The 25418-nt window shown below is 67.8% G+C and carries 23 protein-coding genes and 2 tRNA genes; 10 read left to right on the top strand and 15 right to left on the bottom strand.

Annotated elements, in window-relative coordinates:
* The first annotated feature begins 32 nt into the window (after nt 1-32).
* Nucleotides 33-821 (top strand): enoyl-CoA hydratase, encoded by a 789-nt coding sequence (locus P0645_RS01910; RefSeq protein ID WP_284162861.1) that lies wholly within the window; start codon nt 33-35, stop codon nt 819-821.
* Here the strand turns inward: P0645_RS01910 and P0645_RS01905 are convergent.
* The 6 genes from P0645_RS01905 to P0645_RS01880 all read right to left on the bottom strand — a co-directional run bounded on the left by P0645_RS01905 (nt 818) and on the right by P0645_RS01880 (nt 7015).
* Nucleotides 818-1999 carry an MFS transporter gene (locus P0645_RS01905; protein ID WP_284162860.1) on the bottom strand — a complete coding sequence of 394 codons (1182 nt, stop codon included), beginning with the start codon at nt 1997-1999 and terminating at the stop codon, nt 818-820. The genes P0645_RS01910 and P0645_RS01905 overlap by 4 nt on opposite strands.
* A complete protein-coding gene (locus P0645_RS01900; protein ID WP_284162859.1) occupies nt 1996-3468 on the bottom strand; it encodes a carboxypeptidase M32 in 1473 nt (490 codons plus the stop codon). Before P0645_RS01900 ends, P0645_RS01905 begins: the two co-directional genes overlap by 4 nt.
* Nucleotides 3465-4619 carry a heme A synthase gene (gene ctaA, locus P0645_RS01895; RefSeq protein WP_284162858.1) on the bottom strand — a complete coding sequence of 385 codons (1155 nt, stop codon included), beginning with the start codon at nt 4617-4619 and terminating at the stop codon, nt 3465-3467. Before ctaA ends, P0645_RS01900 begins: the two co-directional genes overlap by 4 nt.
* A 190-nt stretch (nt 4620-4809) precedes the next feature.
* Nucleotides 4810-5118, bottom strand: coding sequence for a protealysin inhibitor emfourin (locus P0645_RS01890; RefSeq protein WP_284162857.1), 309 nt, complete (start codon nt 5116-5118; stop codon nt 4810-4812).
* Nucleotides 5115-6152 (bottom strand): M4 family metallopeptidase, encoded by a 1038-nt coding sequence (locus tag P0645_RS01885; RefSeq protein ID WP_284162856.1) that lies wholly within the window; start codon nt 6150-6152, stop codon nt 5115-5117. Before P0645_RS01885 ends, P0645_RS01890 begins: the two co-directional genes overlap by 4 nt.
* 122 nt (nt 6153-6274) lie before the next feature.
* Complete coding sequence (locus P0645_RS01880) at nt 6275-7015, bottom strand: RNA methyltransferase (protein ID WP_284162855.1); 741 nt, start codon at nt 7013-7015, stop codon at nt 6275-6277.
* A 63-nt stretch (nt 7016-7078) separates the two neighbouring features.
* On the opposite strand from P0645_RS01880, the gene P0645_RS01875 reads away from it, so the two are divergent.
* On the top strand, nt 7079-7405 hold the full coding sequence (locus P0645_RS01875) for a TfoX/Sxy family protein (RefSeq protein WP_284162854.1): 327 nt from the start codon (nt 7079-7081) through the stop codon (nt 7403-7405).
* Between the two features lie 59 nt (nt 7406-7464).
* Nucleotides 7465-8082: a thiamine phosphate synthase gene (locus P0645_RS01870; RefSeq protein ID WP_284162853.1), complete on the top strand. Its 618-nt coding sequence runs from the start codon at nt 7465-7467 to the stop codon at nt 8080-8082.
* Nucleotides 8083-8171: 89 nt separating this feature from the next.
* Here P0645_RS01870 and P0645_RS01865 read toward each other — a convergent pair.
* Nucleotides 8172-8248 (bottom strand) — tRNA-Asp (locus tag P0645_RS01865).
* Between the two features lie 218 nt (nt 8249-8466).
* On the opposite strand from P0645_RS01865, the gene P0645_RS01860 reads away from it, so the two are divergent.
* A complete protein-coding gene (locus P0645_RS01860) occupies nt 8467-10341 on the top strand; it encodes a leucine-rich repeat domain-containing protein (protein ID WP_284162852.1) in 1875 nt (624 codons plus the stop codon).
* 70 nt (nt 10342-10411) lie between these two features.
* On the opposite strand, the gene P0645_RS01855 is transcribed toward P0645_RS01860, so the two are convergent.
* Nucleotides 10412-10888, bottom strand: coding sequence for a DNA polymerase III subunit chi (locus tag P0645_RS01855; RefSeq protein WP_284162851.1), 477 nt, complete (start codon nt 10886-10888; stop codon nt 10412-10414).
* Nucleotides 10889-10890: 2 nt separating this feature from the next.
* Nucleotides 10891-12360: a leucyl aminopeptidase gene (locus tag P0645_RS01850; protein ID WP_284162850.1), complete on the bottom strand. Its 1470-nt coding sequence runs from the start codon at nt 12358-12360 to the stop codon at nt 10891-10893.
* A gap of 128 nt (nt 12361-12488) precedes the next feature.
* On the opposite strand from P0645_RS01850, the gene lptF reads away from it, so the two are divergent.
* The 6 genes from lptF (at nt 12489) to rsmA (ending at nt 20170) form a co-directional block, all read left to right on the top strand.
* Entirely contained in the window at nt 12489-13619 is a 1131-nt protein-coding gene (gene lptF, locus P0645_RS01845; RefSeq protein WP_349775066.1) for an LPS export ABC transporter permease LptF, read from the top strand.
* Nucleotides 13616-14707, top strand: a complete 1092-nt coding sequence (lptG, locus tag P0645_RS01840; RefSeq protein ID WP_284162849.1) for an LPS export ABC transporter permease LptG — start codon at nt 13616-13618, stop codon at nt 14705-14707. Before lptF ends, lptG begins: the two co-directional genes overlap by 4 nt.
* Nucleotides 14707-16872 (top strand): LPS-assembly protein LptD, encoded by a 2166-nt coding sequence (locus tag P0645_RS01835; RefSeq protein ID WP_284162848.1) that lies wholly within the window; start codon nt 14707-14709, stop codon nt 16870-16872. The genes lptG and P0645_RS01835 overlap by 1 nt, the downstream gene beginning before the upstream one ends.
* 52 nt (nt 16873-16924) lie before the next feature.
* Nucleotides 16925-18220 carry a peptidylprolyl isomerase gene (locus tag P0645_RS01830; protein ID WP_284162847.1) on the top strand — a complete coding sequence of 432 codons (1296 nt, stop codon included), beginning with the start codon at nt 16925-16927 and terminating at the stop codon, nt 18218-18220.
* On the top strand, nt 18217-19209 hold the full coding sequence (pdxA, locus tag P0645_RS01825) for a 4-hydroxythreonine-4-phosphate dehydrogenase PdxA (protein WP_284162846.1): 993 nt from the start codon (nt 18217-18219) through the stop codon (nt 19207-19209). Before P0645_RS01830 ends, pdxA begins: the two co-directional genes overlap by 4 nt.
* 91 nt (nt 19210-19300) lie before the next feature.
* Nucleotides 19301-20170, top strand: coding sequence for a 16S rRNA (adenine(1518)-N(6)/adenine(1519)-N(6))-dimethyltransferase RsmA (gene rsmA / locus P0645_RS01820; protein WP_284162845.1), 870 nt, complete (start codon nt 19301-19303; stop codon nt 20168-20170).
* A 156-nt stretch (nt 20171-20326) separates the two neighbouring features.
* Here rsmA and P0645_RS01815 read toward each other — a convergent pair whose 3' ends face one another.
* From P0645_RS01815 to P0645_RS01790, 6 genes are all read right to left on the bottom strand, one after another.
* Nucleotides 20327-21112, bottom strand: coding sequence for a DUF4167 domain-containing protein (locus tag P0645_RS01815; protein WP_284162844.1), 786 nt, complete (start codon nt 21110-21112; stop codon nt 20327-20329).
* A gap of 265 nt (nt 21113-21377) precedes the next feature.
* The gene (gene prmC / locus P0645_RS01810) at nt 21378-22235 is read right to left on the bottom strand and encodes a peptide chain release factor N(5)-glutamine methyltransferase (protein WP_284162843.1); all 858 of its coding nucleotides are present in this window, start codon (nt 22233-22235) and stop codon (nt 21378-21380) included.
* Nucleotides 22232-23287 (bottom strand): peptide chain release factor 1, encoded by a 1056-nt coding sequence (gene prfA / locus P0645_RS01805; protein ID WP_284162842.1) that lies wholly within the window; start codon nt 23285-23287, stop codon nt 22232-22234. Before prfA ends, prmC begins: the two co-directional genes overlap by 4 nt.
* A 207-nt stretch (nt 23288-23494) precedes the next feature.
* Complete coding sequence (locus P0645_RS01800) at nt 23495-23956, bottom strand: DUF1499 domain-containing protein (RefSeq protein WP_349775069.1); 462 nt, start codon at nt 23954-23956, stop codon at nt 23495-23497.
* Nucleotides 23957-23961: 5 nt separating this feature from the next.
* On the bottom strand, nt 23962-24927 hold the full coding sequence (gene speB / locus P0645_RS01795; protein WP_284162840.1) for an agmatinase: 966 nt from the start codon (nt 24925-24927) through the stop codon (nt 23962-23964).
* Between the two features lie 261 nt (nt 24928-25188).
* A tRNA-Val gene (locus tag P0645_RS01790) sits at nt 25189-25264 on the bottom strand.
* Nucleotides 25265-25418 lie beyond the last annotated feature (154 nt).

The raw sequence follows: 25418 nt of genomic DNA, 5'->3' as shown, positions 1-25418 counted from the left end.
CCAGACTTTCCCGAACCGGTGGAAATGACAAGATGAGCGAACCGATCCTTTTGCGCCGGAACGACGGGCCGGTTGCCATCCTGACCCTGAACGCACCGGGCAGCCTGAATGCCTTGTCGGACGCGATGCTTGCGGCGCTGAAGGCAGAGTTCCAGGCGCTGATGACCGACAGGACCGCGCGGGTCGTGATCCTGCGCGCGAACGGCAAGGCCTTCTGCGCCGGCCATGACCTGAAGGAAATGCAGGCAGGCCGGGCGGCGCCCGACAGGGGACGCGCCTATTTCGAAAGCCTCTTCGCCCGCTGCGCCGAGGTGATGCAGATGATCCCCGCCCTGCCCCAACCGGTAATCGCCGAGGTTCAGGGCATCGCCACCGCCGCGGGCTGCCAGCTCGTCGCCTCCTGCGATCTCGCCATCGCCGCCGAGGGTACGCGGTTCGGGGTCAATGGCGTAAATATCGGGCTTTTCTGCTCCACCCCGATGGTGGCGCTTTCCCGAAATGTGCCGCGCAAGGTGGCGTTCGAGATGCTGACGACGGGGGATTTCATTCCCGCCGCCCGAGCGGCAGAGGTCGGGCTGGTGAACCGGGTGGTCCCGCCCGGGGCCTTGGGTGCTGAGGTCGAGGCGCTGGCCGCGAAGATCGCGGGCAAGCTTTCCGCGGCGGTCAAGATCGGCAAGCGTGCCTTCTACGATCAGATCGGCCTTCCGCTCGCCGAGGCCTATCAACATGCGGGCGCGGTCATGGTCGAGAACATGCTCTGGCGCGATACAGACGAGGGGATTGCCGCCTTCCTCGAAAAGCGCCCGCCGGATTGGGCTTAGCCGAACGGCCGGGGTCGCGTCGCAGCCCAAAGGCCGATCGCCGCCAAGGGCAGGCCTGCACAGGCGGCGATCACCAGCCCCGGACCACCCGCCCCCAGAAGCCAGGCACCGATCATGGGACCGGCGGCGGAGGCAAGGATCGGCCCGATGGCTATGGCGCCGGAAATCGCACCGAATCCCTCGCGGCCAAGATGTTCGGCAATGAGCACCGGGCGCAGGATCGAGATGATGCCGATGCCGGCGCCCTGCGACAGCGCCACAAGGAAGATCGCCATCGGCGCGACCCCTGCAAGCCACAGCGCCAGCGCCGCCATCACCAGCCCGCCAAGCGCCGCGAATGTGGCGGGCCGGTTGGCAACGCGTGCCTCGTTCAGCATCAGAAGCAGGCGGCCCAGCACCTGGCTTGGGCCGATCATCGCGGCGGCAAGCGTCACCATCCCGTCGCTCGCCCCGCGCGAGGAAAAGAGCTCTCGAACATAGGTGATCAGGACCCCGTGGTTCAGATAGGCGAGGCTGAGGATCGCACCGATCATCCAGAAGGCGGGGTTCCGCAAAGCGATGCGCACCATGCCGGGCGGCGCGGGCGAACGCTCGGCGCCCGCAAGCACGGTCGAGGCGCGCAGGATACGCGCGCCGAACAGGTTCGCCGGGACGGCAACGAGGATCATCAGGCTGGCAAATCCAATGAGTGCCCCGGTCGGCCCGAAGGCATTGGCGAGCCAATGGCCGAGCGGGAAAGAGAGCGTGCCGGAAAAGCCCGCGATCAGCGTGACGCGAACGATGGCGGGACGCGCCTCTGCCCCGAGCCTGCGGGTCAGGAAGGCGAAACAGGTCTCGTAGAGGCACCCGGCCTGGGTGATCCCGACGATTGCCCACAGGATCAGCCAGTGCGCGGGCGTTGCGGCAAAGCCCATCAGCGCGATGGCGAAGGCGGCGGGCACCGGCAGGAAGGCCAGCATCTCGCCGCCGAGACCGCGGTCGACCAGCCGCCCGGTCAGGGGCGTGAAGATCGCCATGAGGAGCATCGCCAGCGTCGGGCCAAGCGCCAGGGAGGCCTTCGACCAGCCGGTCGCCGCCTCCAGATCCGGCAGGATCGCGGGGAAGGCGTAATAGACCCCGCCATATGTCAGGGTCTGGCCGACGGCCAGAAGCCCGACCGCCGTCCTGACCCCGCTCACAACCGGTAGATCGCGCGGAATTTCTCTTCGAGATAGTCCAGAAGCGGTTCGGCCGACGGCTCGAACCCGCAGGTATGGGCGATCGTCTCGCGCGGCGTGCGCAGCCCGCCATGGCGCTGGAGATTGGCCAGAAGCCAGTCGGTCGCGGGGCGAGCATCGCCTTTGGCGAGACTTGCATCAAGGCCGGGCACCGCCGCGCGCAAGGCTTGATGCAGGCAGCCCGCATAGAGATTGCCAAGCGAATAGGTGGGGAAATAACCGAAAAGGCCGCCCGACCAGTGAACATCCTGCAACATGCCGTTCGACGGCCTGTCGACCGCATAACCGAAATCGGCCTCGAAGCGGCTGTTCCATGCCGCCTCGAGGTCGCAGACGGCAAGGCGCCCGGCGATCAGGTCGCGCTCCAGATCGAAGCGCAGCATGATGTGAAGGTTGTACTGCACCTCGTCGGCTTCGGTGCGGATATAGCCTTTGTGAACCTTGTTGACCGTCGCATAGAAGGCGTCCGGATCGTCTATGCCGAAGCCGCCGAACCGGTCACGCATCCGCCCGAAGAGCCAGCCGGTGAAGGCGCGGGACCGGGCAAGCTGATTTTCGTAGATCCGGCTTTGGCTTTCGTGGACCCCCATCGACACGCCCTGGCCAAGCGGGGTCAGAAGATACGCCTGGTCGATGCCAAGCTCGTAGCAGGCGTGGCCCACCTCGTGGATCGTCGAATAGAGGCAGTTGAACGGGTCACGCTCGGCCACGCGGGTGGTGATGCGGACATCGTTGCCGGACCCCGACGAGAAGGGATGGACCGCCAGATCGAGCCGCCCGCGCGACCAGTCATAGGCGAAGGCATCCGCGACCTCGCGCGCAAGCGCCAGCTGGCCTTCCTTCGGGAAAGTGTGGTCAAGCGGCCGGGGCTGGTGGCTGGAGCCCAGGACCGCCTCGCGCAAGGCCACAAGGCGCGGGCGCATCGCGGCGAACATCGCGGCCAGACCGGCGGCGGTCGCGCCCGGCTCATAATCCTCGATCAGCGCGTCATAGGCATCGCCGCCATCGGCCAGCGCTTGCCCCTTCTCGCGGATCAGCGCCACGATCCGTTCCAGCGTCGGCAGGAAATGCGCCACGTCGTCCCTCGCCCGCGCCTCGGCCCAGACATGCTGGGCGACCGAAGTCTGGCGGGCGATCTCTGCCGCCAGTTTCGCGGGCACCCGTGCGGTCCTGAGATAGGCGCGCGAGATGAGGTCGAGCGCGCGGTTGCCCGCCGCGTCCGGCGCCCTGGCCTTTGCCAGCCAGTCGGCGAGGCGCGGATCGGTGCGCCTTGCATGCAGCACGCTCTCGATTGCCGCCATCTCCTCGCCGCGCTGGTCGGCGCCGCCGGGCGGCATCACCGTCTCCTGATCCCAGCCGAGACGGCCGGCGATCTGGGCAAGCGCCTCGGTCTCGCGCTGGAAGGACATCAGTTCGGAAAAGGCGGTCATCTGGCATCCCGGATGGAGGTGACGATCGGATAGAGCGCCCGGTGGCGGGCGCGCAGGATGAGGGTGAAGAGCAGGATCGCGCCCGCCTGATGGGCAAGACCAAGGGCAAGGGGCGCGGCATGCAGGACCGTGACGATCCCGAGGACGACCTGTCCGAAAAGGACCGCCGCCATCCAGTCGAACGCCTGCCGGGTGCGCGGATGGGCGGAACGCCGCGCCTGCCACCAGACGAAAACACCGAAGGCAAGGGTCACATAGCCCATGATCCGGTGGATGAACTGCACAAGGCCCGGGTTTTCGAAGAAGGCCCGCCAGCCGGCGCCGCCGTCCGGCACATAGAAGGCATCGGCGGGAAAGAAGCTCTCCCCCATGAGGGGCCAGGTCGGAAAGGCCCTGCCCGCGTCGATCCCCGCGACGAGGGCACCGAGAAGCACCTGCAGGAAGGCCGCATGCATCAGCCCGGTCGCGAGGCGGAAGAGCCGCTCCTCGCGCGAGCGCCGCGCCTGCAGGAGCCAGCCCTCGGGCCGGGCGAGCATCAGGATATACCAGGCGGTGAGGCCAAGGATCACGAAGGCGAGACCGAGATGGGTGGCGAGCCGGTAGGAGGCGACATCGACCGTCCGGCCCTGAAGCCCCGAGGAGACCATCCACCAGCCGATCGCCCCTTGCAGACCGCCGAGCGCGCCAAGCGCCAGAAGCCGCCGGGTCCAGCCCGCGGGCACCCGCCGCGTGGCCCAGAAGAGCACAAAGCCCACCGCCCAGACGAGGCCGATGGTCCGGCCAAGCTGCCGGTGACCCCATTCCCACCAGTAGATCGACTTGAAGCCCTCAAGCGTCATCTGGCTGTTCTGCAGCTGGAACTCCGGGCTTTGCCGGTATTTGTCGAACTCCGCCTGCCAGGCCGCCTCGCCCATCGGCGGCAGCGCACCGGTCACCGGGCGCCATTCGGTGATCGAGAGCCCGCTGTCGGTCAGCCGGGTGAGGCCGCCCACCAGGATCATCGCCGCGACCAAGAGGAAGATCGCCGCCAGCCAGCGCCGGACCGGCCCGCGCCCCCTGCCCTTTTCGGCATCGATCATGCCGCCTTTCGGCGCGGCGGGCGCCTCGGCCCCCGCCTTCACCTCTTCGAAAATCGTGCGTTTCGCGCTCATGGCCCGCTCGTCTGACAATCGGGCGCGACAGTAGGCGCCCCGGAGGCGAGGTTCAAGGGCGGGTCGGACCGGCAAGAGGCCCGGATTTCGACACGAAATCCGGACGGAACCTTGCAAAGGTTCCGGTCCGAAATCTTTGCAAGATTTCGGCGCTCCGCCGCTGGGGGCCCATAGGGGGCCTGCAGGGGGCCTACATCAGCTCGTCCCTGACACAGGCGCGCAGCGCCTGCGGAACGCGCGATTCCGGCACGTCGATGGTCACGCTGCCTGCCTCGGTCTGCCGGGTGATCCGGTAGAGGAATTCGTCGGGCATCGGTGCAGCCGGACTTTCCTCGGTCACCAGGGCTTCCAGCCGCGCCCGGTCGGCCGCGCTCAGATCCGACAGGGCAATCGTGCCATGGCTGCGGATCTTCGCGCCCGGCCCGCCAAAGCCCGCAAGGCCCCCGAGCCGCTCGATATCGACGACCGCCTCGGGCGTTTTGTCTTTTTCGTCCGTCACAGACCGACCTTCTTCCATCCCAGATCGAGCGCAGCCATCACCTTGGCATCCTTCGGATAAAGCGACGCCGCCGCCTTGCGCGTGCGCCGGGCGAAGGCGGCCATGCGGAGGTTCGGCGACGGCCGATAGCCCGTCATCGCCCTGTACCATATCTGGCCCATCCTCTCCCAACTCTTTCCGCCCAGCGCCTTGGCTGCGGTGGTGAAGGCGAGGTTCGGCACACCGCTCGAATGGTGCGGGTCCATGCCGTTCTGATACTGGCCGAAATGGGTGATCTGGGGTGCGAGCGCATGTTTCGCCGCCGGGTTCGCCATGTCTCGCAGGCAGGTATAGCCGCCCGCCTTCGCCACAGGACCCATGATGTCGGCCCCGATCAGCCAGTCGGCCTGCGCCACCGTCTGCCCCGCCTGCCATTGGCGGAACATCGAGCCGAACACGTCCGACAGGCTCTCGTTCAGCCCGCCCGCCTGATTGGTATAGGCCAGCTGGATCGTGTGCTGGGTCACGCCATGGGTGATCTCGTGCGCAATGACGTCATTGCCGCGCGTGAAGTCGAGGAAGATTCGCCCGTCGCCATCGCCATAGGTCATCTGCACGCCGTTCCAGAAGGCGTTGTTGTAATCGACCCCGTAGTGGATGGAAGAAACGAGCGACATCGACTGATCGTCGATCGAGTTCCGTCCGAAGACCTTCGAATAGAACTTCGCAAGCTCGGTCGTTTCGGTGAAGGCGGTCCTGGCGGTCGTATCGCCGGATGTGCCCGGCGTCGGCACCGGCACACCGGGCAGCGTTGTGCCATGCTGGCAATCATAGACCAGCACCTTGGGCGGGGTCGCCGCCATCGGCTTTTCCAGCCCTGGCAATAACTGCATGCCGAGACTTGTCAGCCGCTGGTTCTGGATGCGCAGCTTGCGAATCTCTGTATCGAGCATCGCCGTCCGCTCCATCGCAGCGCGGGTCGGCGCCTCAAGGCTTTCGTTGTGGGACAGCCGTTCGAGAACATCCTTCGGAATGATGAAACAATGGCCACACATAATTGCCTCCCTGCTGAAAATGCGTGCGGGAAGAATAGCGCAATTGCGCGGGGACGGGGAGAAATTGACCTAGCGTCATGCACGCATAGGCTGATTTTGGCCGACCCTCGGCGCTGGCCGCTTCAGCCCTTGTCGCGATGCCGGACGATCTGGCGCAGCATCCCGTGCAGGGTCTGCACATCGGCGCGGGTAAAGGGCATGCGGCTCCAGAGATTGCGGAGGTTCAGCTTCATCCCCTCGGCCTTGGTCGGCGGAAAGAAGAAGCCCGCCTCGCTCAACCGTTCCTCATAGTGATCGCCGAGCTTCTCGACCTCCAGAAGGCTCGCGAATTCGGTCCGCGCCATCCCCACGACTTCCGGCGGGCGCTCGCCCGTCTGGCGCATCCATTCATAGGCGCAGAGAAGCACCGCCTGCCCAAGGTTCAGCGAGGCGAAATCGGGGTTGACCGGGACGGAGATGATCGCATTCGCCCGCGCCACATCCTCGTTTTCGAGGCCCGCCCGTTCGGGGCCGAAGAGAACCGCGACTTTCTGGCCAGACGCGGTCAGCGCGCGTGCATGTTCCATCGCCCGTTCCGGCGTCATCACGGGCTTCGTCAGCTCCCGCCCGCGCGCGGTGGTGGCAAAGACATAGGCGCAATCGGCGATCGCCTCGGGCAGAGTCGGAAAGACCCCGGCATGATCGAGGACCCGCCCCGCGGCGCCCGAGGCCATGGCGACCGCGCGCGGATTGGGCCAGCCGTCGCGCGGATCGACGAGCCGCATCTGCGTGAGCGAGAAATTCAGCATCGCCCGGGCGGCGGCGCCGATATTCTCCCCCATCTGGGGGCGGACGAGGATGAAGGTCGGCTGCAGGTCGGACATGGCTTTATCGGTCGGGGTCCGGGCCTGATACTTTGGCGGGGGCAGTCTGGCAAGGAGACGGTCATGGCCTGGGACGAGGGGCTGGCGCACTTGATGCGCGAGGATCTGGCGGGCGAGCGGATCACCGAGAGGAAGATGTTCGGCGGTCTCGCCTTCCTGATGAACGGCCATATGGTCTGCGGCATCCACAAGGGCGGCGCCATGTTCCGTCTGGGCAAGCCGAACGAGGCGGCGGCGCTGGCGATCAAGGGCGCGGCGCCGATGATGTTCACCGGCAAGCCGATGGCGGGGATGGTGGATTTCTCCGACGAGGCCACGGCCGACGATATCCGCCGCGGGCAGGTCATGGCGCTGGCGCTCGGCTTCGTGAAGGCCCTTCCGCCGAAATGACGCGACGGATGGCAAAGGCCCTCGATCTGCGCTAAGGGGCGGCGAAACGTGAGGATGCCATGGCCGCTGAAGATCGCCCGCAAATCTACCTGATCACCCCGCCGGTCCTCGATCTGGAAGTCTTTCCGGACCTTCTGGCACGCGTGCTCGACCGGGTGGAGGTTGCCTGCATCCGCCTCGCGCTCGCCTCGCGCGACGAGTATGAACTGGGCCGTGCGGCGGATGCGGTGCGCGAGGTCGCACATGCGCGCGACGTGGCGCTGGTGATCGAGAACCACCTGGTTCTTGTTGAAAAACATGGGCTTGACGGCGTCCACCTGACCGATTCCGCCCGCTCCGTCCGCGCCGCGCGCAAGGCGCTGGGGGCCGATGCGATCGTCGGGGCCTGGTGCGGGGCGTCGCGGGATGCGGGGATGACGGCGGGGGAGGCCGGCGCCGACTATGTGGCCTTCGGGCCAGTGGGCGAGACGGCGCTTGGCAGCGGCAGGCGGGCGGAGGCGGATCTCTTCGCCTGGTGGTCGGAAATGGTCGAGGTGCCGGTCGTCGCCGAAGGCGCCTTGAGCGAGGACATGATCCGCGCCCTGTCGCCCGTCACCGACTTCTTCGCCATCGGCGAAGAAATCTGGCGCACGGACGACCCGGCCAAGGCACTGGAAAATCTAACAAAAGCCATGTGAGGTCGCCCGCCCGAGGAGTGGCGAAGGGTCCGCCAAGGACCCGCAGCCTTCGACGAGGCGGCGACCGGGTAATCCATCCTGAAGGGAAGTGGCGCGGTGGACGGGGCTCGAACCCGCGACCCCCGGCGTGACAGGCCGGTACTCTAACCGACTGAGCTACCACCGCGCGACAGCGGCCTGCTACAGGAGCGGCCCCGGGGCGTCAAGGGGGGCCGAAGCGCCGATCTGGAGGGTGCAGTTCAGGTATGGCAGGACGTATGGCTGCACGTAACACGTGGGTTTTTGTCGGGTAACTGTCCCCGGAATGAACCCATGGTTGATCCGTGCCGGGGGAAAGGCCAGATTGGCGGGACGGGTACGGGCGACGAGCGGGGGCGGGCAATCATGGCGCGGACATCGGAAGCGAAGCGGGCCTATCGGGCGGCAGAGGCGCTGATCGCCAATGCGCTTTCGAACCACGAGACCGAGCTCGACTTCACCGGAGAGGAATTCAGCGCGCTCGACCAAATTCCGCCCGCCATCGCCGAACTTGAGGATCTTCTCTATCTCAACCTCGCCGCCCCCCCAGTCACCGACCTCACCCCCATTGCCAGCCTTAGCGCGCTGCGGTACCTCTCCCTCGACAGGACCGGCGTCACCGACCTCGCCCCCATCGCCAGCCTCACCGCGCTGCAGGGCCTCTCCCTCAACAGGACCGGCGTCACCGACCTCGCCCCCATCGCCAGCCTCACCGCGCTGCAGGACCTCTCCCTCGACCGGACCGGCGTCACCGACCTCGCCCCCATCGCCAGCCTCACCGCACTGGAGCGCCTCTCCCTCGACGGGACCGCCGTCACCGACCTCGTCCCCATCTCTAGCCTTCTCGCACTGGAGTACCTCTCCCTCGACAGGACCGGCGTCACCGACCTCGCCCCCATCGCCAGCCTCACCGCGCTGCAGGACCTCTCCCTCGACCGGACCGGCGTCACCGACCTCGCCCCCATCGCCAGCCTCACCGCGCTGCAGACCCTCTCCCTCGACAGGACCGGCGTCACCGACCTCGCCCCCATCGCCAGTCTCACCGCGCTGCAGACCCTCTCCCTCGATCTGACCGACGTCACCGACCTCGCCCCTCTCGTCAGCCTCACCGCGCTGCGGTTCCTACCCCTCGTGGGGACCGGAATCACCGACCTTTCCCCGATCGCCAGCCTCACCGAGCTGGAGCACCTCTCCCTCGACGGGACCGGCGTCACCGATCTGCGGCCGATCCGCGATCTGGAAAAGCTCGGGAGCGGCCCAATCCGCGGGTTGTACTATGGCGACACCCCAGCGGTGGCGCGAGACCCCGAGCTTGCGCGGCTGTCGGAAATCCGAGGCGCCGGAGAGCGCACTAAGAAGACCCTCGCCTATCTGAAGACGCTGCCGCCCTGGCCGGATCCCTTGCCGTGGGAGGTCGAGGCGGCGCGCACCGAGGCGCCTGCGCCGGAACCCGGCCTGCCCCTTGTCGTCGCCGGGGACAGGATCGCCTTCGCGACGTCCGAGGTCGGGGAGGCGGAAGCGGGCGATCCGGTGCGGGCGACGCTGTTCGAGGCGCTGGCCGAGCGAGTGGCCGACCTTATCCGCATCGCGGGCAACCGCGACGAGGCCGCCTACCGCGAGGCCTGCCGCCTGCGCGATCTGCAAGAGGCGGGCCTTGTTCATATGGATGCGCTGAGGGTGCATCTCGCGGTAGAGGCGCTGCGCCGGGTGCGCGGCGGCCTGCCTGCCGAGGCCGACCTCGACCTTGCCCTCGCCATCGGGGCGGTTGTGGATATCGGGCCGGGCCTGACGCTTGACACGCCGGAGGTCGAGACCTTTCTGGACCGCGCGCGGCGCAACCGGCTGGAACGGCGGAGCGCAGCGGAGGAAGAAGCCGAGATCAGGCTGGCGGAGGGCATCGCCGCGACCGAGCTTGGTGCGCCTGAGGTTCGCGACTTCGCGTTGGCGAGCGCCGACCGTGGGGCCGACACGCAAATGACGGCCATGCGGCAGACACTAACAAAGAACTGGGTATTCGTCCTAGGCACCTTCCTGCTCGATCGTTCGGTCGGTGGCGCCATAGGCAACGGCTTCTATCAGCACGGGCTACCTTGGCTCGCCGCGCACGCGCCCGACATCCTCACGGTCGCGCGTTTCTGGGGTGAGCCGGTCCTGGCCTGGATCGCGCCGATCCTCGACCGGGCGCAACAGATCGTCGCGGCCGCCGGGCAGATCTCCGGTCGGTTGAGGGACAGGCAGTGACCGACCCGGAAAACAAATAGCACCATTACCGGGTCTTCGGCGTGGTGGCGCGCGTTTGTTTACGCAGGCCTCAGCGACCGGACGCTGGACCCGCCTCCGCCTTCTTCTGCCAGCGGCCGCTTTCCTCGCTCCAATACTGCGCCTCCAGCCCGGCGGCGGTCAGGGTGCGCCACTGGGTGCGGGCGGTCTCGACCGCCGTGGGGTCGTTGCCGTCGAAGAGGATGGCGGCGCGGTCGAGGGTGGTGACCTCGGCGGGGGTGACCTCGGCCCCGTCCAGCGCCATGAGGAAGCGCACGCCGTCGGGCAGGTCGGGACTGGCGGTCAGGAGGAGCGGTTGCAGCGCGTCATGCGGGCCGCCCGCGATGCCGTGGGGCAGAAAGCCATCCTCGGGGCCGAGCCAGAGCTTCTGGTCGAGCCAGTCGGCGCGCGCGGCCTCGCGCAGCCGCACCGCCGCCCGCCATCCCTGCCCCGCCGCGCGGTCGGCGAGCATGGCGACCGCCGCCTCGGGCGCGGAGCGGGTCAGGTGATAGAAGAAGACCGCCCCCATCCCTATTCCAGAAGATCGGCCATCAGCCGGTTCAGCGTCATCACCCCCCAGCCGGAGGCGCATTTGGGGCCCACGAGCGGCTGTTCGGTCGCGGGAAGTGCGACGCCCGCGATATCGATATGGCACCAGGGCGTTTCGTCCTTGACGAAGCGCTTGAGGAACTGCGCCGCCGTGATCGAGCCCGCCGGGCGGCCGACGGAATTGCGCATGTCGGCGATATGGCTTTTCAGAAGCGCGTCATAGGCGGGCGACAGGGGCAGGCGCCAGGCGCCCTCGCCCTCGGCCGACGCCGCCTTGAGGAGTGCGGCACAGAGTTTGTCGTCGTTCGAGAATACCCCGGCATTCTCGTGCCCCAAGGCCACGATCACCGCGCCGGTGAGCGTCGCGAGGTTGATCATGCCCGAGGGCTTGAAGCGCTCCTGCGCGTACCAGAGCACATCGGCCAGCACGAGACGGCCCTCTGCATCGGTGTTGATGACCTCGATCGTGTCGCCCTTCATGGATTTCACAACGTCGCCCGGCCGCTGCGCGCGGCCGTCGGGCATGTTCTCGACCAGGCCCACGAGGCCCACGACATTGCATTTGGCCTTGCGGAGCGCCAGCGCCCGCATGACCCCGGCAACGGTGCCCGCGCCGCCCATGTCCATGGTCATGTCCTGCATGCCCTCTGCGGGCTTGAGGGAAATGCCGCCGGTGTCGAAGACCACGCCCTTGCCGACGAGCGCGAAGGGCGCTTCTTTCTTCTTGCCGCCCTTCCATTGCATGACGACGACCTTCGAGGGGCTTTCCGACCCCTGCCCCACGCCCAGAAGCGCGCGCATGCCGAGCTTTTCCAACTCCGGCTCATCAAGGATCTCGACGTCGAGGCCCAGTTCCTGCATCGCTGCAAGGCGCGCAGCGAAATCGGTGGTGGTCAGCACGTTCGCGGGTTCGTTCACCAGATCGCGGGTGAAGAGGACGCCTTCGGCCACGGCGGCCATCGGTCCGGCCTCGGCCGCGACCTTCTCGGGTCTGTCGGCGAGGATGCGGACCGCGCCCTTCGCCTCTTTCTCGCCGGTCTTGTAGAGGTTGAAGTCGTAGGCGCGGAGCGCGAGGCCGAGCGAGAGATCGGCGGTGCGGGCATGACCGCCCGCAACGACCGTCGCACCATCGGCGCCAAGCGCCTTGCCGATCGCGGCACCAGCCTTGCGGGCCTCGGCCACGCTGGCCTTGGCGGGCAGTTTCACCAGTTGCAGCGCCTCGGCCTTCAGCCCGGCGGGCCAGGCGAGGTCGAGCGCGTCGCCGGCCTTCAGCCTGGCCCAGGCCTTGCCTTCCATCGCCCGGGCGATGGCACCTTTGGCGGCCTTGTCGATCGTTGCCGCCGCGCCCGAAAGCTTGCCCTCGGCGGCCAGCAGGACCGCGACCCTGCCCCTGGCGGCGATCGCCTCGGCGGCGTCGGTGGCATGGAAGGAAATGGCGACGGGCAAGGACATCCGATCTCTCCGCTTTTCGGGGGTTGGCCGGACCCTAGCGAAGGCCCGCCAGTTTGGCCAGATAGGAGTTTTCCCGGCCCCGCCTTTGCGCTAGGCAGGGTCAAAACCAAACGCGGGGAGCCGGGCCATTGATCTCTCGATTCGACAGATATTTGCTGTCGCAGTTGATGATGTTCTTCGGCTTTTTTGCGCTTGTGCTCGTCTCGGTCTATTGGGTCAACCGCGCCGTCCGCCTCTTTGACCAGCTGATTTCCGACAATCAGTCGGTCTGGGTTTTCCTTGAACTTTCAGCGCTTTCCCTGCCGAACGTCATCCGCCTGATGCTGCCGGTCGCGGCCTTCGTCGCGACGATCTATGCGACCAACCGGCTCGCCAGCGAAAGCGAACTGGTGGTGATGCAGGCGACCGGCTTCTCGCCCTTCCGGCTGGCGCGGCCGGTGATCTATTTCGGGCTGATCGTCGCCCTGATGCTGTCGGTGCTCAGCCATTTCCTTGTGCCGATGTCGCGGGCGCGGCTGAACGAGCGCAATCTGGAAGTGTCGCAGAACGTCAGTTCGAAATTTCTGTCCGAGGGGACGTTCGTCCATCCGGCCAGGGGGATCACGCTGTTCATCGGCCGGATCGACCAGACGGGGGAGTTGGGCGATTTCTTCCTGTCGGATCGCCGCGATCCGGCGGCGGAGGTGATCTATTCCTCGAAGCGTGCCTATCTGGCCCGCAGCGACAGCGGGCCGAAACTGGTGCTGCTGGACGGTCAGGCACAGCGGCTGGATGGTGCGACGGGCAGGCTGTCGCTGACCCGCTTCGAGAATTTCACCTATGACATATCGAGTTTCCTCGCCCCGCGGGGCAGCCGCTGGCCAGAGGTCGAGGAACTGCCGACAGCGCAGCTTCTGACCGCGGACGCGGCGGCCCTGAGCGGGATCGGCGCCACGGTCGAGCAGGCGCGGTTCGAGGCGCATGACCGGATCGCCAAGCCTTTCCTGCCGCTCGCACTGGCGCTCATCGCCTTCGCGGCGCTGCAGGGCGGCAGCTATTCGCGTTTCGGCCTCTGGCGCCAGATCGGGCAGGCCTGCGGCCTGTTCCTTGTGCTTTTCCTCCTGTCGAACCTTGCGGACAAGGCCGCGGCGGGCCGGACGGATCTGCTGGGCCTCAGCTACCTTGTTCCGGCATCCGGCATGGCACTCGGGCTTGCGATGCTGGCCTGGGCCGGGCGCGGCCGACGGCCCGGGCGGTCCGGTCGGGAGGCGCTGGCATGAGGCTGTCGCTCTATATCGCCCGGCGGTTCCTTGCGACCTTCGCGCTCGTGGCGGGCGGTTTTTTCGCGATCCTGTGGCTTCTCGACCTGGTCGACCAGATCCGCCGCTTTCCGGGCAAGGGCCTGTCCGATCTTGTCGGCCTGGCCTTCCTCCACACGCCCGGCACCGCCTACCGCATCCTGCCGCTGCTGATGGTGATGACGGCGATCGCGCTGTTCCTGCGGCTGGCGCGCACGTCGGAACTGGTGGCGATCCGCGCCTCGGGCCGGTCGGCGCTGCGCACGCTTCTCGCCCCGGTCGGCGCGGCCTTCGCCATCGGGGTCTTCGCGGTGGCGCTGCTGAACCCGATCGTCGCGGCCACCACCAAACGCTACGAACTGCTGACCGGCAGTCCGATCGTCTCGGCCGAGGCCTCGACCCTCGGCGGCAGCGGCGGGCTCTGGCTGCGGCAGGCGGCCGCGGACGGGCAATGGGTGATCCGCGCGGGTGGCGCGAGCGAGGACGACCGCGTGCTCTCGAACGTCAGCTTCCTGCTGTTCGGTGCCGATGGCCGGCCGAAGACCCGGCTTCTTTCCACCGAGGCGCGGCTGGAAGAAGGGCGCTGGGTCGCCCGCGACGTGAAGGTCTGGGACCTCGCGGGCGGCGACAATCCCGAGGCAGCGGCACGGCGCCAGCCGGAAATGTCGATTGAATCGGACCTCACCCTCGACCAGATCCGCGACTCCGTCGGCTCGCCCGAGACGATATCGGTCTGGGACATGCCCGGCTTCATCGCGCGCCTTGACGCCGCAGGGTTCTCTGCGCGGCGCCATCTGGTGGCGCTGCAGGGCGAGCTGACGCTGCCTCTTCTTCTTGCCGCGATGGTGCTGGTGGGCGCCGGTTTCACCATGCGCCATGCCCGCTTCGGCCAGTCGGGCCTGATGGTGCTGATGGCGCTGGTGTCCGGTATCGCGATCTTCTTCGTGCGGAATTTTGCCCAAGTCCTGGGCGAAAGCGGCCAGATCCCCGCGCTTCTCGCCGCCTGGACGCCGCCGCTTGCCGCGCTCATGCTGTCGATCAGCCTGCTTCTGCATCTGGAGGACGGCTGATGCGTCCGGGAAAATCGCTGAAGCTGGCGCTTCTGCTGTCCGCCGCCCTGCTGTTCGCGCCGGTGCGCCAGTCGGCGCTGGCCGAGGAACTGCCCGCGCTTGTCGCCGACACGCTTTACATCAACGCCGACCAGACCTTGGTCGCCGAGGGCGCGGTCGAGGTGATCTACAAGGGCCAGCATCTGACGGCGCAGCGCCTGACCTATGACCAGGCGACCGACCGGCTGACGCTGGAAGGTCCGATCAAGATAGACGACGGCGCGGGCACGCTGCTGCTTGCCGACGCGGGCGAACTCAGCGCCGATTTCCGCGAAGGCATCCTGACGGGCGCCCGGCTTGTGCTTGAGAGCCAGCTGCAGATCGCCGCGGCGGAAATCCGGCGGGTCGAGGGGCGCTATACGACCGCGACGCGGGTTGCCGCCTCGACCTGTCAGGTCTGCCCGACGAACCCGACGCCGCTGTGGGAGATACGCGCGACCCGGGTGACCCATGATCAGGAAACGCGGCAGCTTTACTATGACAATGCCCAGTTCCGGGTTGCGGGCCTGCCGGTCTTCTACATCCCGCGCCTGAGGATGCCCGACCCGACGCTCGACCGGGCGACGGGTTTCCTTCTGCCGTCGGTCCGCACCTCGTCGGAACTCGGGATCGGCTTCAAGCTGCCCTATTTCATCGCCATCGGCGAGGACAAGGACCTGACCGTCACGCCCTACCTTACCGCGAAGGGCGGGCGCTCGGTCGATCTGCGCTACCGTCAGGCCTTCCGCAACGGCACGGTGGAATTCAGCGGCGCCCTCGGCCGCGACGACATCTTCCCGGGCGAGGATCGCGGCTATCTTTTTGGAACCGGCCGATTCGCCCTGCCGGGCGGCTACCGCTGGGGGTTCGACATCGAGACAGCGAGCGACGAGGCCTATCTTCTGGATTATGGCATCACCGACAAGGACCGGCTGACGAGCGATATCTTCCTCACCCGCACCAAGCGCGACCTGTTCTTCGACGCGCGCCTCGCCACCTATTATTCGCTGCGCGCCGCCGACGACAATGACGTGCTGCCCTCGTTCGAATCGAGTGCCGAATATATCCGACGGTTCGCGCCCGCACTGATCGGCGGGCAGGCGACCTTGAGCTTCGACCTGCACGGGCTGAACCGCCTCTCGACGCTCGATACCGATGTGAACGGCGACGGGGTGACCGACGGGCGCGATGTGGCGCGCTTCTCGCTCGGGCTCGACTGGCGGCGGCAGGAGATACTCGGCAACGGTATGGTCCTGAGCTTCGGCGCGGCGGTCCGCAGCGATCTTTACCAGATCGGCCAGGATCAGGCCTGGCCGGGTACGGTGACCCGCACCATCCCGACGGCATCGGTCGAACTGAGCTGGCCCTGGGTGAAACCCGCGAAGGGCGGCCATTCGGCGCAGGTGATCGAACCGGTCGTGCAGGTGGTCTGGAGCCCCGACGACCTTGAACCGGTGCCCAACGAAGACAGCGCGCTTGTCGAACTGGACGAAGGCAACCTGTTCGCCTTCAGCCGTTTTCCCGGTGCCGATCTTTATGAAAGCGGCCTGCGCACCAATATCGGCCTGCGCTGGACGCGCTATGATCCGGCGGGCTGGCGCGTCGGCCTGACGGCGGGCCGAATCCTCAGGTCGGAAGACCTCGGGCAATTCTCGACCGGCTCTCGCCTTTCGGGCACGCGGTCGGACTGGCTGCTTGCGATGCATCTTCAGACCGACGACGGGCTGTCGGTGATCAATCGCGCGCTTTTCGACGACGCCCTGGAATTCTCGAAGGACGAGTTGCGGCTTGACTTCAATCGCGGCCGCTATGCGCTCGGCGCCAGTTATGTCTGGCTTGTCGCCGATCCGGCCGAGGGCCGCCCGCTCGCCACGTCGGAACTGGCGCTGTCGGCCGGCTGGCAGGCGAGCGACCATTGGCATGTCGCGGCCAACGGCCGCTACGATTTCACCGCCGACGAGGCGGTCAAGGCCGGGCTCGGCCTCACCTATCTCAGCGATTGCGCGCGGCTCGATCTTTCCCTCTCGCGCCGCTTCACCTCCTCGACTAGTGTGAGGCCATCGACCGAGGTCAGCCTGACGGTGAACCTCAACGGCTTCGGCACCGGCAGCGACGGCCGACAATATCGCAAGGCCTGCGGGGGCTGACAGCGCCCGCCCCAACCGCTAAAGACGAACCAGAAGAGACGGAACCAGACAGATGCGCTTCATCCTCCTTGCCCTGAACCTCGCGCTTTGCCTGGTGGCCCCGGCCGCGCTCGCACAGGGCCAGTTCAGCCCGGTGATCCGCGTGAACGACAGCGCCATCACCGGCTACGAGCTTGACCAGCGCATCGCCTTCCTGACGCTCCTGCGCTTCCCCGGCGATATCGAGGCCGAGGCGGAGAAAGGCCTGATCGAGGACCGGCTGCGCCTAGCGATGGCCCGCTCGATCGGGATGAAGCTCTCCGACCAGCAGATCGCCGCCGGGATGGCCGAATTCGCTGGCCGCGCCAATCTCGATACCGAACAGTTCCTGCAGGCGATCGCCGAGGGCGGGGTCGAGCCCGAGACCTTCCGCGATTTCGTCGAGGCCGGTATCGCCTGGCGCGAGGTCGTGCGCGCCCGTTATGCGGGCCGCGTCAGCGTGTCCGAAGCCGAGATCGACCGCGCGCTTTCGGCCGACAATGGCCGGGGCGCGGGGCCGCGCGTGCTTTTGTCAGAGATCATCCTGCGCGCCCGTCCGGGCGAGATCGGGCTTGTCCGCCGTAAGGCCGAGAAACTCGCGGCCGAGACGCGCGGCGAGGCGGCCTTTGCGGCGCTCGCGCGCGAGATGTCGCTCGCGCCGTCGCGCGAGGATGGCGGCCGGATCGACTGGATCCCGCTCTCGAACCTGCCGCCGCAGGCGCAGGCGGCGGTGGGCAAGCTCGGCCAGGGCCAGATCAGCGAGCCGGTGCCGCTGAACGGCTATGTCGCCCTTTTCCTCCTGCGCGGCATGACCGGCGGCGAGGAGAAGCTTTCCCCGGGTGCGATCGCAAGCGACTATGCCGTGCTCGCGCTTGGCGCGGGTCAGGCGGCGGAGGCAGAGCGGATCGCGGCCGAGGCGCGGTCCTGCGACGATCTTTACCTGATGACCAGGGGGCAAGGCGGCGCGGTGAACCGGCAGACCGTGCTGCGTGGCGCGATCCCCGGGGATATTGCCGCGACGCTGGACCGGCTTGACGCGAACGAGGCCGCCGTGGTGCAGGGCGCCTCGGGCCCCCGCGTGGTCATGCTCTGCGCCCGCAACGCGACCATCGCCGCCAACCATCTGGATGCCACCGTGCCGGTGATCGCCGATCCGGCGGCGGTCAGCGCAGATGGTGACATCATCCCCTCGGCCATCGAGGGGCTCGGCTTCGGCAATGGCCCGAGCCGCGACCAGATCCGCGATGAGCTGCAGAACCGCAAGATTGCCCAACTCGCCGAGGCCTGGTTGGCCGAGCTGAAGGCGGACGCGATCATCACCCGGCCATGAGCGGCGAGAGCGACCTGCCGGTCGCGCTGACCTGCGGCGAGCCTGCCGGTATCGGCCCCGAGATCGCGGTCAGGGCGCGCGCGGCGCTCGGGCAGGCCCTGCCCTTCTTCTGGATCGGCGATCCGCGCCACCTGCCGCCCGGCACCGCCCATCAGGACATCGCCACGCCCGCCGAGGCAGCCCTTGTTTCGGCAGACAGACTGCCGGTCCTGCCCCACCCGTTCCCTGCAGCCGCCCTGCCCGGCCGTCCGGCGCCGGAAAACGCCGCCGCCGTGATCGCGGTGATCGAACGCGCGGTGCGCCTTGTCCAGACCGGCGGGGCCTGCGCGCTTTGCACCCTGCCGATCAGCAAGGAAGCCCTCAAGCGCGGCGCGGGCTTCGCCTTCCCGGGCCATACCGAATATCTCGCCCATCTCGCGGGAACCGGCGCGCGCCCGGTGATGATGCTCGCGTCCGACAGGCTCCGCACCGTGCCGGTGACCATCCATATCCCGCTCGCCGACGTTCCCGCCCGCCTGACCGGGGAACTGCTGGAAGAGACGCTGCGCACCACCCATGCGGGCCTCGCCCGCGATTTCGCCATCCCGCGCCCGCGCCTCGCGGTCGCGGGCCTCAATCCCCATGCGGGCGAAGGCGGCACGATGGGACGCGAGGAGATCGAGGTGATCCGTCCCGTCCTCGACCGGCTTCGCGGTGAAGGCTTCGAAATCGCGGGCCCCTTGCCCGCCGACACGATGTTTCATGCCGAAGCGCGTGCCCGCCATGACGCGGCCATCTGCATGTATCACGATCAGGCGCTGATCCCCCTGAAGACGCTCGCCTTCGCCGACGGCGTGAATGTGACCCTCGGCCTGCCCTTCGTGCGCACCTCGCCCGATCACGGCACCGCCTTCGACATCGCGGGCCAGGGCCGCGCCGACCCCTCAAGCCTGATCGCAGCCCTGCGCCTTGCGACGCAGATGGCCGACAACCGCAAGCGGCAGCTATGACCCGATCTTCCGTTTCCAAATATCCCGGGGGAGTCCCGGACCAGGTCCGGGACGGGGGCAGAGCCCCCTTCCCCCGCCGGAGCCCGCGCTGATGGCGACGATAGACAGCCTGCCGCCCTTGCGCGAAGTGATCGCCAGCCATGGCATCTCGGCCAGGAAACAGCTCGGCCAGAATTTCCTTCTGGACCTCAACCTCACCGCCCGCATCGCCCGGGCGGCGGGTGATCTCACCGCCGCCGACATTCTCGAGGTCGGCCCCGGCCCCGGCGGGCTGACGCGCGGCCTTCTGGCCGAAGGGGCACGCCGGGTGCTGGCGATCGAAAAGGACGCGCGCTGCCTGCCCGCGCTGGCCGAGATCGCCGACGCCTACCCCGGTCGCCTGACGGTCCTGAACGCCGACGCCCTGACGGTCGACGCGACCGAGCATCTCGCCCAGCCGATCAAGGTGGTGGCGAACCTGCCCTACAATGTCGGGACCGAACTTCTGGTGCGCTGGCTTACCCCCGCAAAATGGCCGCCCTTCTGGCAGAGTCTCACGCTGATGTTCCAGAAGGAAGTGGCCGAGCGGATCGTCGCGAAGCCGGGATCGAAGGCCTACGGGCGGCTTGCCCTGCTGGCGCAATGGCGCACCGAGGCGCGGATCGTGCTGACCCTGCCGCCCGAGGCCTTCACCCCCGCGCCCAAGGTCCATTCGGCGGTCGTGCATCTGACCGCCCTTGCCGAACCCCGCTATCCGGCGGAGGCGAAGATCCTCGCCAATGTCACCGCCACCGCCTTCAACCAGCGCCGCAAGATGCTGCGCGCCGCTCTCAAAGGGCTCGCGCCGGGGATCGAGGATCTTCTGAGCGAGGCAGGCATCCCGCCCACCGCCCGCGCCGAGGAGATCGAGCTCGAGCGGTTCTGCGCGCTCGCCCGCCTCTTGGCGCGGTCGCGCGACCCGCTGCCCGTGCCCCGGTCCTGAACCGGGGCCTCCCGGCCCTGTCGTCGCGCCTGCCGAGGCGGAGGCCCCGGCTCGAGGCCGGGGCGCGAGGAAGTGCCCCGACCGACCCGCAAGACCACCAGACGAAACCGGCCCCGGAAAACCGGGGCCGCGTTGCTTCTGACTTTGCCCTGAGGCCTATTCGCTATCGGGCGTGGCTGGCGCAGCCGGTGCCTCGGCGCCCGCATCGCCATCCTTGCGCTCGCCGCGCGGGCGGCGCGGACCGCGGGCCCCGCCTTCCTTGCGCTCCCCGCCTTCCTTGCGCTCGCTGTCCTTCCTTGCGGCGCCGCCGTCCGGCTTCTCGTTCCGCTCGCGGCGCGGGCCGCGGTTGCCCTCGCGCCGCTCGCGCGGCTGCGGGCTGCCCTGGGCGCCACCCAGGAAATCGGGCGTGGAGCCCTCGAAACCAAGAGGCTCCGGCGCGTGATACATCTCGGGCGTCTCGACGAGGCCCGGCCCTTCGTCTTCCTCCGTGCTCTCCGGCACAGAGGCAAGGCCCGGCTGGTCCTCCTCGGCCGGATCGCGCGGCTCATAGCGCTCGCCGCCGGCCTGACCGCCATAGCCGTTGCCGTTGCCGTTCTGGCCGTAGGGCTGACCGCCCTGGCTGCCGCCCTGCTGGCCGCCTGGTTGACCGCCTGGTTGACCGCCCTGGGCCTGGCGCTGTTCCTGCTCGCGGGCAAGCTCGCGCTGCGCCTCGCCCAGCATGCGGGTGTAATGTTCGGCATGCTGCAGGAAAGCCTGTTCGGCCACGCGGTCGCTCGACAGCTGCGCATCGCGCGCCAGCATCAGATATTTGTCGATGATCTGCTGCGGCGTGCCGCGGACCTTGCCCTCGGGGCCGGAACTGTCAAACACGCGGTTGACGATATTGCCCAGCGAACGCTGCCGGTTCGACTTGTTCCGCGAACGGGATTTCGATGATCTCATGTGCTTCGTCTATGCTCGCCTGAGGCTTCAAGGGGCGGGTGTTTCGCCCACCGACCCGCACCAGGATCCGCTTCCGGACGGCCTGAGGGTCATGTGGGTAAGAACAGCGGCCCGAGCCCGGCCAAAGAGCCGCTTGGATCCGCTGCGCCCTGTTTGCACGGGCAAGGCCAGCCTGACAAGCGGATTCTCGCATGCGGGGTGGCGAAGCGCCGGGTTTCCCCCACAATTTTCCCGAACGGGTCGAATCTGGCTCATTTGCCAGGCCTCAGACCGCACCGCAGCCCTCCGGATCGCCGGGCTTGGTCGCCGTCACGATCCGGTCGCGGCCGTCGAGATCGGGGAGAATCGCCGCGCTTTCGAACCCCTGGGCGGCGAGAAGGGCGGCGACCGCCTGCCCCTGCGCGGGCCCGATCTCCAGAAGGAGGCGCCCGCCGGCCATCAGCCGCGCGCCCGCACCCGCGGCAATCGCCCGGTAGGCACCCAGCCCGTCGCCGCCGGGCGTCAGCGCCAGATGCGGCTCCCAGTCGCGGACCTCGGGCGCGAGCGCCTCCATCTCGTCGGCCGCGATATAGGGCGGGTTCGAGACGATTAGATCGAACCGGCCGGGGACCGACTGATACCAGTCCGACCGGGCGAAGGCCGCCCGCGCCCCGAGGCCAAGGCGCGCGGCATTGTCCCTGGCCACGGCCAGCGCCGCCTCGGACAGGTCGGTGCCGAGCCCGCTTGCCATCGGCATGGCCGCGAGGCAGGAGAGGAGGATGCAGCCCGAGCCGGTGCCGAGGTCGAGCATGCGGACAAAGGGCCGCTCCAGCGCTTTCAGGACCAGAAGCTCGGTTTCGGGGCGCGGGTCGAGCACATCGCTTGTGACCCGGAAGGCGCGGCCGAGGAACTGCCGTTCGCCGACGATCTGGCTGACGGGTTGGCGCCGGACACGCCGGACGAGCGCCTCTTCGTATGACCTTTGCTGCGCGCCGGTCATCTCATCGGCGAGATGCAGGATCAGCCGGTCGGCGCCGATCCCCATCGCATGGGCAATGAGGCGGCGGGCGTCTCCCGCTGCGCTGTCGATGCCCGCCGCCCTGAGGCGCGGGATCGCCGCCCTGAGCGCCTCGTTGCCGGTCACGCTTCCATCTCGGCGAGTTTCGCCGCCTGATCATGGGCGACGAGCGCGTCGATGATGTCGCCAAGATCGCCCGCCATGATCTGCGGCAGGGCGTAAAGCGTCAGGTTGATCCGGTGGTCGGTCATGCGCCCTTGCGGGAAATTGTAGGTCCTGATCCGCTCGCTGCGATCGCCCGAGCCCACTTGGGCCTTGCGGTCGGCGGCGCGTTCGGTGTCGGCACGGCTCCGTTCCAGATCGTAGAGGCGCGCGCGCAGCACCGCCATTGCATTGGCCCGGTTCTGGTGCTGGCTCTTCTCGGACGAGGTCACCACGATGCCCGTGGGCAGGTGGGTGATGCGGACCGCCGAATCGGTCGTGTTCACATGCTGCCCGCCCGCGCCCGACGAGCGCATCGTGTCGATCCGGATATCGGCCGCCGGAATGTCGATCTCGACCTCCTCGGCCTCGGGCAGGACTGCGACCGTCGCGGCGGAAGTATGGATGCGCCCGCCTGCCTCGGTTTCGGGCACGCGCTGGACACGGTGCACGCCGCTTTCGAACTTGAGGCGCGCAAAGACCCCCTCGCCCTCGATCCGCGCCATGGCTTCCTTGACGCCGCCAAGCTCGGTCGCGCTGAACTCAAGCAGCTCGAACCGCCAGCCCTGCGTCTCGGCATATTTCTGGTACATGCGGAGAAGGTCACCTGCGAAGAGCGCCGCCTCCTCGCCCCCCGTCCCCGGACGTATCTCCAGGATCGCCGGGCGGGCGTCCGCCGCATCCCTGGGCAGAAGCGCTACCCTCAGGCGCGCTTCCATCTCGGGGATGCGGGCCTTGAGGATGGGCAGTTCATCCTCGGCCAGGGCCCTCATCTCGGGATCGGCCAGCATCGCCTCGGCTTCCGCCAGATCGTCAAGCGCCTGCCGGTAGGCGCCGATCTCGGCCACCACCGGTTTCAGGTCGGCATATTCCCGGCTGAGCGCAGCGATCTCGGCCGGCGCGGCGCCAGCCGAAAGCTTCGCCTCGAGAAACTCGAGGCGCCGCACGATCTGGTCAAGCTTGTCCATCGGAACCATGCCGCCTCATCGCCCTTGCCCGGCGATTGGTCAAGGGGGAGACCCCCGGGGCGCTGCCCCGGACCCCGGAGTATTTCGACAAAGAAGAAACCGCGCCTGTTTCTCTTTTGTGCCAATACTCCCGCCGGAGGCGGCCCGAGTGCCCCGGACCCTGTCCGGGGCGCGAGATATGGCTTGGCCGCGCCCTTGGGCGCGGCCGCAATCGGATCACTCGGCGCCCAGGCGGGTCAGCCAGTCCCGGAGTCGGCCGAAATTGACGCGGAAATCGTTCCCGCCGTAGCGGAGCCGCGCAAACACCTCGACGGTCACGACCGGCCCGTCCTGCGCGTCCGCGGTGGTATAGTCGGGAAATCCGAAGAAGGCGGAACGCGTGACCCAGGTTATCCGCCCCTCCGCCGGGCTGCCCGCGAGCCGTCGGGTGCGGGGCGTTGCCATCGCGATCGCATCAAGCCGCGCCAGGACGTCGATCGCCGTCTCATCGAGAAATACTGTCCGGGCGCGAGCGCCACCGGCAACAGCGATGACACCGCCAGGACCGTCCCGAACGACGTCGATGCCAAATTCGCGATCTCTGCCGGCCGGATCGACATGCCAGCGCCCCGGGTCGTCGGGGGCGAGGCGGATCCAGGCCATGCCCCCGGCAAGGATGAGGAGAAGCGCGTAGAGCATCCGCCTCACCGCCGTGTCCTGGCCCAGTGGTAAAGGCAGATCAGATCGTAGGCGACATGCGCCCCGGCAATCGCCGTCGCCCCGGTCGTGTCATAGGGCGGCGAGACCTCGACCACGTCGCCGCCGACGAGGTTGATCCCCGCCAGATCGCGCAGGATCGCCGCAGCCTGCCAACTGGCCAAGCCCCCCCAGACCGGCGTGCCGGTGCCGGGCGCGAAGGCGGGGTCGAGCGCGTCTATGTCGAAGGTCAGGTAGGTCGGCTTATCGCCCACGACCGCCTTCGTGCGCGCCACGACCGCCGCCACCCCCATCTCGTGCGCCTCGCGCGCGGTGATGACATTGACGCCGAGGTAGTCCTCGGTCGTGGTGCGGATGCCGATCTGGATCGAGCGTATGGGGTCGACATACCCCGCCTTCACCGCCTTGTAGAACATCGTCCCGTGGTCGATCCGCGCCGGATTGTCGTCGGGCCAGAGGTCGGAATGGGCATCGAAATGGATCAGGCTCAGGGGTCCGAATTTCTCGGCATAGGCCCTCAGGATCGGGAAGGTGATGTAATGGTCCCCGCCCAGCGTCACCGTCCCGGCACCGGCCGCAAGGATGGTGCGGATATGGTCGGTCAGCGTCGCCGGGAACTCCGGCACGTTCGCATAGTCGAAGGCGACATCACCATAATCGATGATGTTGAGATCCTCGAACGGATCGGTCCCCCAGCCATGCGGCGGGTCATAGGGATTGAGGCTCGAGGCCTCGCGGATCGCCCTGGGCCCGAAGCGCGTGCCCGCCCGGTGGCTCACCGCCTGGTCGAACGGAACCCCGGTGATCGCCAGATCGACCCCGGTCAGGTCCTTCGTCAAGGTCCGGCGCAGGAAGCTCGTCGCCCCCCCGAACGCATTCTCGAACGCATAACCTTTCTGACCCTTGCGGGTGAACGCGGTGTCGACCTGCGTCTTCGCATCTTCGAGTGCCATGGAAATCCCCCCAGGCCAAGAACGCCCAGTCGTTGCCTAAGGGGCCGGAGACGGGCTGATCCGGGTCAGGAGACAAAGCCGCAAGCCCGGGCCGCTGTCAAGGATAGTTTGATCAAACAAGGAGGTCAGCATCCGTCGCGCGGCAGCAGATACCGGATGGCGCCCGCCATGGTCTGCGACCGTCCGGTCACGGCGGCTGTAACGTCAAAACGGGAAAAGCCCTTTGTCATCAAGGACTTTCCACGAGATCAAGGGCAGAGATGGTGGGTGATGAGAGACTCGAACTCCCGACATCCTCGGTGTAAACGAGGCGCTCTACCAACTGAGCTAATCACCCGTGGCGGCGCTGATACAGCGCTTTTCCGGTCGAGGCAAGCGTGCGAGGCAAGCGTGCGGGGCAAGCGTGCGGGGCAAGCGTGCGGGCCTTTGCCGCTGGACGGCGAAGGCGCTTGTCGCGTAAGCCTCGCTCAAGGGGCCGGAGGACAGGACGC

Source organism: Frigidibacter sp. SD6-1 (assembly GCF_030143255.1).
Classification (GTDB): domain Bacteria; phylum Pseudomonadota; class Alphaproteobacteria; order Rhodobacterales; family Rhodobacteraceae; genus TMP-24.
Note: the sequence above shows the minus strand (reverse complement) of the source record. Positions and strands in the feature narration are given on the sequence as shown.

Bases quoted from the DNA above. Each gene is read 5' to 3' on its own strand.
- P0645_RS01855 (WP_284162851.1), bottom strand. From the start codon at position 10,888: ATGGGGGCGGTCTTCTTCTATCACCTGACCCGCTCCGCGCCCGAGGCG.
- lptG (WP_284162849.1), top strand. From the start codon at position 13,616: ATGAGGCTGTCGCTCTATATCGCCCGGCGGTTCCTTGCGACCTTCGCG.
- P0645_RS01870 (WP_284162853.1), top strand. From the start codon at position 7,465: ATGGCCGCTGAAGATCGCCCGCAAATCTACCTGATCACCCCGCCGGTC.
- P0645_RS01910 (WP_284162861.1), top strand. From the start codon at position 33: ATGAGCGAACCGATCCTTTTGCGCCGGAACGACGGGCCGGTTGCCATC.
- P0645_RS01860 (WP_284162852.1), top strand. From the start codon at position 8,467: ATGGCGCGGACATCGGAAGCGAAGCGGGCCTATCGGGCGGCAGAGGCG.
- P0645_RS01800 (WP_349775069.1), bottom strand. From the start codon at position 23,956: ATGCTCTACGCGCTTCTCCTCATCCTTGCCGGGGGCATGGCCTGGATC.
- P0645_RS01830 (WP_284162847.1), top strand. From the start codon at position 16,925: ATGCGCTTCATCCTCCTTGCCCTGAACCTCGCGCTTTGCCTGGTGGCC.
- ctaA (WP_284162858.1), bottom strand. From the start codon at position 4,619: ATGAGCGCGAAACGCACGATTTTCGAAGAGGTGAAGGCGGGGGCCGAG.
- P0645_RS01850 (WP_284162850.1), bottom strand. From the start codon at position 12,360: ATGTCCTTGCCCGTCGCCATTTCCTTCCATGCCACCGACGCCGCCGAG.
- rsmA (WP_284162845.1), top strand. From the start codon at position 19,301: ATGGCGACGATAGACAGCCTGCCGCCCTTGCGCGAAGTGATCGCCAGC.
- P0645_RS01875 (WP_284162854.1), top strand. From the start codon at position 7,079: ATGGCCTGGGACGAGGGGCTGGCGCACTTGATGCGCGAGGATCTGGCG.
- P0645_RS01815 (WP_284162844.1), bottom strand. From the start codon at position 21,112: ATGAGATCATCGAAATCCCGTTCGCGGAACAAGTCGAACCGGCAGCGT.
- P0645_RS01900 (WP_284162859.1), bottom strand. From the start codon at position 3,468: ATGACCGCCTTTTCCGAACTGATGTCCTTCCAGCGCGAGACCGAGGCG.
- speB (WP_284162840.1), bottom strand. From the start codon at position 24,927: ATGGCACTCGAAGATGCGAAGACGCAGGTCGACACCGCGTTCACCCGC.
- P0645_RS01880 (WP_284162855.1), bottom strand. From the start codon at position 7,015: ATGTCCGACCTGCAGCCGACCTTCATCCTCGTCCGCCCCCAGATGGGG.
- P0645_RS01885 (WP_284162856.1), bottom strand. From the start codon at position 6,152: ATGTGTGGCCATTGTTTCATCATTCCGAAGGATGTTCTCGAACGGCTG.
- P0645_RS01835 (WP_284162848.1), top strand. From the start codon at position 14,707: ATGCGTCCGGGAAAATCGCTGAAGCTGGCGCTTCTGCTGTCCGCCGCC.
- prfA (WP_284162842.1), bottom strand. From the start codon at position 23,287: ATGGTTCCGATGGACAAGCTTGACCAGATCGTGCGGCGCCTCGAGTTT.
- pdxA (WP_284162846.1), top strand. From the start codon at position 18,217: ATGAGCGGCGAGAGCGACCTGCCGGTCGCGCTGACCTGCGGCGAGCCT.